The sequence below is a fragment of the Alkalibacterium sp. s-m-28 genome (assembly GCF_054658175.1).
Genome location: NZ_BAAGIQ010000011.1, coordinates 34,212 through 40,284, shown reverse-complemented (window position 1 = coordinate 40,284; position 6,073 = coordinate 34,212). Strand labels below are relative to the sequence as shown.

General features: G+C 42.2%; 6 protein-coding genes. All 6 read right to left on the bottom strand.

The features are described 5' to 3' along the window. Positions 1 to 192 precede the first annotated feature (192 nt). Positions 193 to 1,020: an ammonia-dependent NAD(+) synthetase gene (gene nadE, locus ACYQ4S_RS03180; RefSeq protein WP_346025281.1), complete on the bottom strand. Its 828-nt coding sequence runs from the start codon at positions 1,018 to 1,020 to the stop codon at positions 193 to 195. A 44-nt stretch (positions 1,021 to 1,064) separates the two neighbouring features. Then, positions 1,065 to 2,549 carry a nicotinate phosphoribosyltransferase gene (locus tag ACYQ4S_RS03175; RefSeq protein ID WP_459769312.1) on the bottom strand — a complete coding sequence of 495 codons (1,485 nt, stop codon included), beginning with the start codon at positions 2,547 to 2,549 and terminating at the stop codon, positions 1,065 to 1,067. 137 nt (positions 2,550 to 2,686) lie between these two features. After that, positions 2,687 to 3,778, bottom strand: a complete 1,092-nt coding sequence (locus tag ACYQ4S_RS03170; RefSeq protein ID WP_346025260.1) for a glycosyltransferase family 4 protein — start codon at positions 3,776 to 3,778, stop codon at positions 2,687 to 2,689. Beyond that, a complete protein-coding gene (locus ACYQ4S_RS03165; protein WP_346025259.1) occupies positions 3,775 to 4,512 on the bottom strand; it encodes a WecB/TagA/CpsF family glycosyltransferase in 738 nt (245 codons plus the stop codon). Before ACYQ4S_RS03165 ends, ACYQ4S_RS03170 begins: the two co-directional genes overlap by 4 nt. Positions 4,513 to 4,592: 80 nt before the next feature. Further along, the gene (locus ACYQ4S_RS03160) at positions 4,593 to 5,579 is read right to left on the bottom strand and encodes a GGDEF domain-containing protein (protein WP_346025258.1); all 987 of its coding nucleotides are present in this window, start codon (positions 5,577 to 5,579) and stop codon (positions 4,593 to 4,595) included. Between the two features lie 148 nt (positions 5,580 to 5,727). Then, positions 5,728 to 6,051 (bottom strand): hypothetical protein, encoded by a 324-nt coding sequence (locus ACYQ4S_RS03155; RefSeq protein WP_346025257.1) that lies wholly within the window; start codon positions 6,049 to 6,051, stop codon positions 5,728 to 5,730. Between the last annotated feature and the right edge of the window lie 22 nt (positions 6,052 to 6,073).

The following is a 6,073-nucleotide window of genomic DNA, read 5'->3' as shown; positions in this document are numbered from 1 at the left end:
TTTTCTAGACCATCAAACCAAAACCTGTTTGACGAGATAAATCCAATAGTGCTGTAAAAACCAATCAATTGTATGCTCATTTAAGAGCTATTCCCCCAATTATTCCTTGGAGTTTCCTAGTTCACTCTTTATGTATATAAAACCCTTCACCGGTAAGCAAAGGGTTTTATCATAATCAATGTCCGGTTGATCTTACTTCCAGAACTCATCAAATATGGTTATAGGTAGATGACGTTTATGCTGGGTTTTGAGATACCAGTCTTCAATTGTTTCAGCAGCTTCTTTAGACACTTCTTCGCCGATCAGGTATCGGTCGATCTCATCATAAGTGACCCCAAGAGCCTCTTCGTCAGCTAGACCAGGCTTGTCGCTTTCAAGGTCAGCTGTTGGTGTCTTCTCTACCAGATGCTTAGGTGCATCAAGTTCTCTAAGAAGCTGTTTTCCCTGCTCCTTGTTCAGTCGGAACAGAGGATTAAGATCCGTACCGCCATCTCCGTATTTGGTAAAGAATCCTGTCACTGCTTCAGCCGGATGATCCGTACCCAGTACTACGCCGTCAGTATCTCCAGCAATGCCGTACTGAGCGATCATTCGTGCGCGAGCTTTAATATTTCCTTTATTGAAATCACTGATTTCAAAATCATTCGATTCCAGACTTTTTTCCAGTGCATCTACAGATCCCTTGATATTGACTTTGAATACTTTGTCAGGCTGAATCCATTCGATAGCATCCATGGCATCTGCTTCATCTGCCTGCTCACCATATGGCAGCCGCACAGCGATGAAAGCATAGTCTTCTCTGCCCGTCTCTTTCCTTAACTCTTCCACAGTCAACTGGGCAAGTTTCCCTAATAGAGTGGAATCCTGTCCTCCTGATAAACCCAGGACGAGTGTCTTCAAAAAGCTGTGCTTTTTAAAGTAATCTTTCATAAGATCGATCGATTTTCTTATTTCTTCTTTAGGATCGATTTCAGACTGTACCTGCATTTCCTCTACAATCAGTTTCTGTAAATCTGACATCATAACAATCGCTCCTTCGGTTTGATTTTTACATATGAATCGATTTAAAACAAGGCGTCATTTTCTGAATGTGTAGATTTCGCAATCTCCTTGAACAGCTTGATCGTTTCAACTTTCGCATCATATAGCTCCTGGGACAAGTCGACTGGATACGGTTCTGGATTCAGAAGGCGCTTATTCTCTTCCCATTGTTCCGACAGGCTTTCTTCAGCATATCTTTTGATTTCTTCAAGTTCAGGCATGTCATACACCAGTTCACCGTCTACAATGATATCCTGCAGAAGAGGACGCGCAGTAAAATCTTTTACCGTTTTGTTGATGTATGTGTACTGAGGATGGAACATGTACAATTCATCCTGCTGATCCGGACGTTCCCCATCCAGTGCAATATAATCCCCTTCAGGCTTCACATTGTTCTTTGAACGAATGCGCCAGACCTGCTTTTTGCCTGGAGTAGAAATCTTAGCAGCATTTGCTGTCAGCTTAAGTGTGTGGTGCATCTCTCTATCGTTTCCTTCGACCGACACGATTTTATAGACTGCTCCTAAAGCTGGCTGATCATAGGCTGTTATCATCTTAGTCCCGACTCCCCAGACATCAATTTTTGCTCCCTGCATCTTAAGGTTTAGGATGGTCTCAGCATTCAGATCGTTAGATACAAAAATTTTGGCATCTGGATAGCCAGCTTCGTCCAGCTGCTGTCTAACTCGCTTGGATAAATAGGATAAATCTCCTGAATCCAGTCTTACACCCTGGAAGTTAATCTTGTCGCCCATTTCATTGGCCACTCGAATTGCATTAGGGACACCAGAATCCAGGGTATGATACGTGTCAACAAGGAACACACAATCTTTGTGTGTTTCGGCGTACACCTTAAATGCCTGGTATTCATCTCTATAAGCCTGCACGAGTGCATGAGCATGGGTTCCCGCAGCCGGAATACCGAATACTTTTGCGGCTCTTGTATTACTTGTCGAATCACAGCCTCCTATATAAGTTGCACGTGCTCCCCATAACGCTGCATCAAATTCCTGAGCTCGTCTAGCTCCAAACTCAAGGACCGGATCATTTCCGGCAGCACTTTTGATCTGCGATGCTTTAGTCGCGATCAGAGTCTGGAAATTGACAATATTCAATAGAGCGGTCTCAATCAGCTGACAGTCAGCCAGCGGCCCTTCCACTTGAATGAGTGGTTCGTTGGCAAAAGCAACCTCGCCTTCCTTAAAAGAGCGGATCGTTCCTTTAAAACGCCACTCTTTAAGATAGTCCAGAAAGTCTTCAGGAAATGTTTTAATTTCTCGCAAGTACGCAATATCTGACTCTGAGAACTTTATGTTAGTAATATAGTCGACGACGCGTTCAAGTCCGGCGAAAATCGTATACCCCATGCCGAATGGGTTGGATCGGTAATAGACTTCAAATACTGCTTTTTTTGTATGGTTGGCTTTCTTCCAATGTGTATATATCATATTGAGTTCATAAAAATCGGTATGCAATGCCATACTGTCATCTGCATAAGTTTGATACATTCTTTTTCCTCCTTAAAACGGGCACTTCTCTGTATGCAAGTATACCATAATTCTGACTGACCTGCGCCTCGTCTGTCTGGAATGACTAGTTTTTTGAAACAAAAAAACCAGCTACCTGTTGATGCAGGTCTCTGATTTTAGATTATACTATTATAAAATGCGATTACCTGGTTAGACTGTTCACTTAAGGAGAACTTTAATGCTGCTTTTCTCAATTGTCTGCCTTTCATCTGCAAACTTCCCTGTTGCCATTCTTTTTGAGCGGAGATCAAAGCTGATTTCAACTCTTCTCGGCTTTCGTTCTTAATCAACCAGCCAATATCTGGAGTGTTCAGAAGATTGTTTACATCCCCTACATCAGTAGCAATTACAGCAACCTCTTGTTCAGCTGCTTCAAGCAAAACGAGGGGAAAACTTTCACTCCTAGAGGGATGGACTAGAAGATCACTGCGCCTAATTAAGGTTTTTAGCTCGTCAGAACCTAGCCATCCATTGAAATAAAACTTAGCAAGTCCTTCATGCTTCTCTGCTCGTACCTTTAACCGCTCATATTCTTCCCCTTCTCCACAAATATGAACCTGGCATTCAAACTCTTTCATATCTGATAAAGCATCAAATAGAAGGTCATGATTTTTAATAGGATGCAATCTTCCAATTGTGATAATTGAGAATACATCTGTAATTCTATCTGATGAATCGATGGGCTTAGGTGCAGCAAAGTCGATACCATTATTAATAACTCTTATCCTATCTGTCTGAACACCTAAATCGATAATAATGTCTTTAATTTCCTTGGAAACTGCAATAACTCCATTTGCTCCAGTCAGACAGGTCGTATTTATTTTTTCGAATACTTTCCATTTTAAATTTTTCTTTTCAAAATCGAGTAGAGGATTGCTGTGAATCGTTGTCACCCATTTGGCTTTTATAAAGGGGCTTAGAAGTCGAATAAAGAGATTGGCGCGAGGGCCGTGTGAATGGACAATATCAAACTCCTGACTGTTAATGTACTTTAACAGGTGTATCAGTACACGAAGATCATATCTGCTCTTCTGCTCAAATACTGTGACTTTCAGCCCCCTTTGCCTAGCTGCCTGAGCAACCGGCCCCTCTTCCAAAACGAGCAGTTCAGCTGACTCACCTGTCTCCTCAAGTGCACAGAGTAAAGAAACGATATGGACCAGTCCACCACCAAACTCGTTTCCTGCGTTGATATGGGCTGTTTTCATATCGTTTCTTCCTTCTTGTTCTGTCTGTAAACTTCCCTTATGAAATAAGGCAGGGCAAGCATGCGCTTGTATCTTGACGGCTGCTTGGCGAGTCGGTAAAGCCATTCGATATGGAACCGTTGAACTAAGTACGGGGCACGTTTGGTTTTACCCGAGAGGACATCAAAGCTTCCGCCTACTCCGACCGCAATCCCATAATCAGCCGCTGCCAGATAAGACTTAATCCATTTCTCCTGTCTGGGAAAACCGAAAGCTACCAGAACAATATCAGGTCGAGTGGCTTTGACCTTCTCAATCATCTGAGGGTCTTCGTGATTGAAGTAGCCGTGATGGTATCCGGCGATTTCAAGATCTGGCCATTTCTCACTGACATTACTGACAGTCAGATTAATGATGTCTTCTTTGGCGCCGATAAAATACACCCGTTTATTGCTCAGGCTTGCTAGCTCAAGAAGGCCCAGCATCAATTCGAATCCAGGAACTCTCTCCTTGATTGGGGTCTGAAGTTTTCTGGAGGCCTGAACTATCCCGATTCCGTCCGGTGCAATAAAATCAGCCTCCATCAACAGTTTATAATAGTCCGGATTGTCATGAGCATACATGACAATTTCAGGATTAGCAGTCACAAGAAAAGTCTTTTCTTTTCTGTTCATACGTTCATACAGTCTTTCCAGAAATTCTTTTCGTGTCATATTGTCAAAAGGAATACCAAGAATCGTTATCTTATTCTGCATTTAAATGTTCATCCATTCTTGTTAAAAAAAGTAAAGCTGAAGATACATAGTCAGAAGCAGGTAACATTCAGAGCATTTAGTTAGTCTATAGCTACCTGATTTTTACCATTTTGTTTGACTTTATAAAGCAGACGGTCCGCACGGTTAAAGAATTGACTAACTGTTTCCGACGGACGAAATTCAGCAATTCCTGCACTGCTGGTCACTTCAGCCGGTTCAGTAAAGTCATTCCCATGAAAAGAAAGGCGAATCGACTCAGCTAAATCTCTCGCTTCTCTCAAATTTGTACCTGGAAGAACGAGAAGGAATTTGCCACCCTCAAAAGTTCCCGCCAGATGACCTTCCTGAAGTTTTTCCTGTATAATCACTGCAGCTTTCTTAATCAGTTCATCCCCGAAAAGAGGACCATAAAGAGAATTGTGTTTTTGAAGATTATCTATGTCAAAAACTATCATAGATAAGGTTTCCAGCTTATTCTTGCTTGTTTTTGATATGAGACTGCCCAGCTTGACAAGGATATTAGACCGGTTATACAGCCCTGTCATCACGTCCCGTTTAGACTGAAGTTCCCACTCTTTGTTTTTTCTCAACAGCTCTTCTTTTTCCTCTGCATAGTCAGAAACATCAAAAACGATTCCTGAGAGGAAAAGAGGACTCCCGTCTTCTGACCGCTGAGTAACTTTACCCCGGTCATAATACGTTTTATAGCTTCCATCTTTTGTCCTGATCCGATATCTGACTTCCCATACGGGTATTTTACCAGCAAGATGATCTCTCATTTCATCCATAACACGTTCATAGTCATCCGGGTGGAGACGCTCAGTAAAGAACTGAAAATCCACATAGTCGGGAAGTTCTTCCTTCGTGTATCCCAGCGCTGTAGCTTTTTTCGGGTTGAAAGTGACTTTATTAGCCGGAAAGTCCCAGAACCAGTGTCCCAAATTGCCTGTCCATGCAAATTCGAGCGAATCCTGCTGTTCCTGCTGATCAAGCAACTCTCGATTTAATCTTCTGACGGTCGCCAGTTCTTCTTTCAATCGTTCGATTTCCTGTTCTTCTTCGTTCATAAAATCGTCTCCTTTAGTATATCCAGTATAATACAGAAAGCTTACTATTTATACATCTGGAAAGATCTAATCAGAGAAATAAGAGAGAGTTCACATAATTGTCGATTTTAAAGGAAAGACAGCTCGATGCTTATCTAATATTTTTTTATTAATCTTCAGATCTCTCGATCGAAATCAGATGAACTTGAAGAGGATGACTCTCCATAACTGGCCCTTCATGAGTAACCATTACCTGATCCCCCAGTTCGAAGTTCTGATTATCTCCTGGATTGATAGAAACTTCAGTACCCGCTTGCCGAATTTCTTCTCCTTCATCCGGCTCGATAATCAACGTGCCATCTTCTGCTACTCGAATTACTGTGCCTGAAAATACAGACGGTTCTTCCCTGTCAGCTGGATCACCTGTATCCTGTGCCCTGCATCCTGCTGAAACGATGATGAAAAGAGCCATAAAGGCTGCTATTTTCTTCATTTCATCCCTTCTTTCGCTTGAT

Excerpts from the sequence above, each read along its gene's own strand:
- ACYQ4S_RS03170 (WP_346025260.1), bottom strand. The coding sequence starts at position 3,778 with ATGAAAACAGCCCATATCAACGCAGGAAACGAGTTTGGTGGTGGACTG.
- ACYQ4S_RS03155 (WP_346025257.1), bottom strand. The coding sequence starts at position 6,051 with ATGAAGAAAATAGCAGCCTTTATGGCTCTTTTCATCATCGTTTCAGCA.
- ACYQ4S_RS03175 (WP_459769312.1), bottom strand. The coding sequence starts at position 2,549 with ATGTATCAAACTTATGCAGATGACAGTATGGCATTGCATACCGATTTT.
- nadE (WP_346025281.1), bottom strand. The coding sequence starts at position 1,020 with ATGTCAGATTTACAGAAACTGATTGTAGAGGAAATGCAGGTACAGTCT.
- ACYQ4S_RS03165 (WP_346025259.1), bottom strand. The coding sequence starts at position 4,512 with ATGCAGAATAAGATAACGATTCTTGGTATTCCTTTTGACAATATGACA.
- ACYQ4S_RS03160 (WP_346025258.1), bottom strand. The coding sequence starts at position 5,579 with ATGAACGAAGAAGAACAGGAAATCGAACGATTGAAAGAAGAACTGGCG.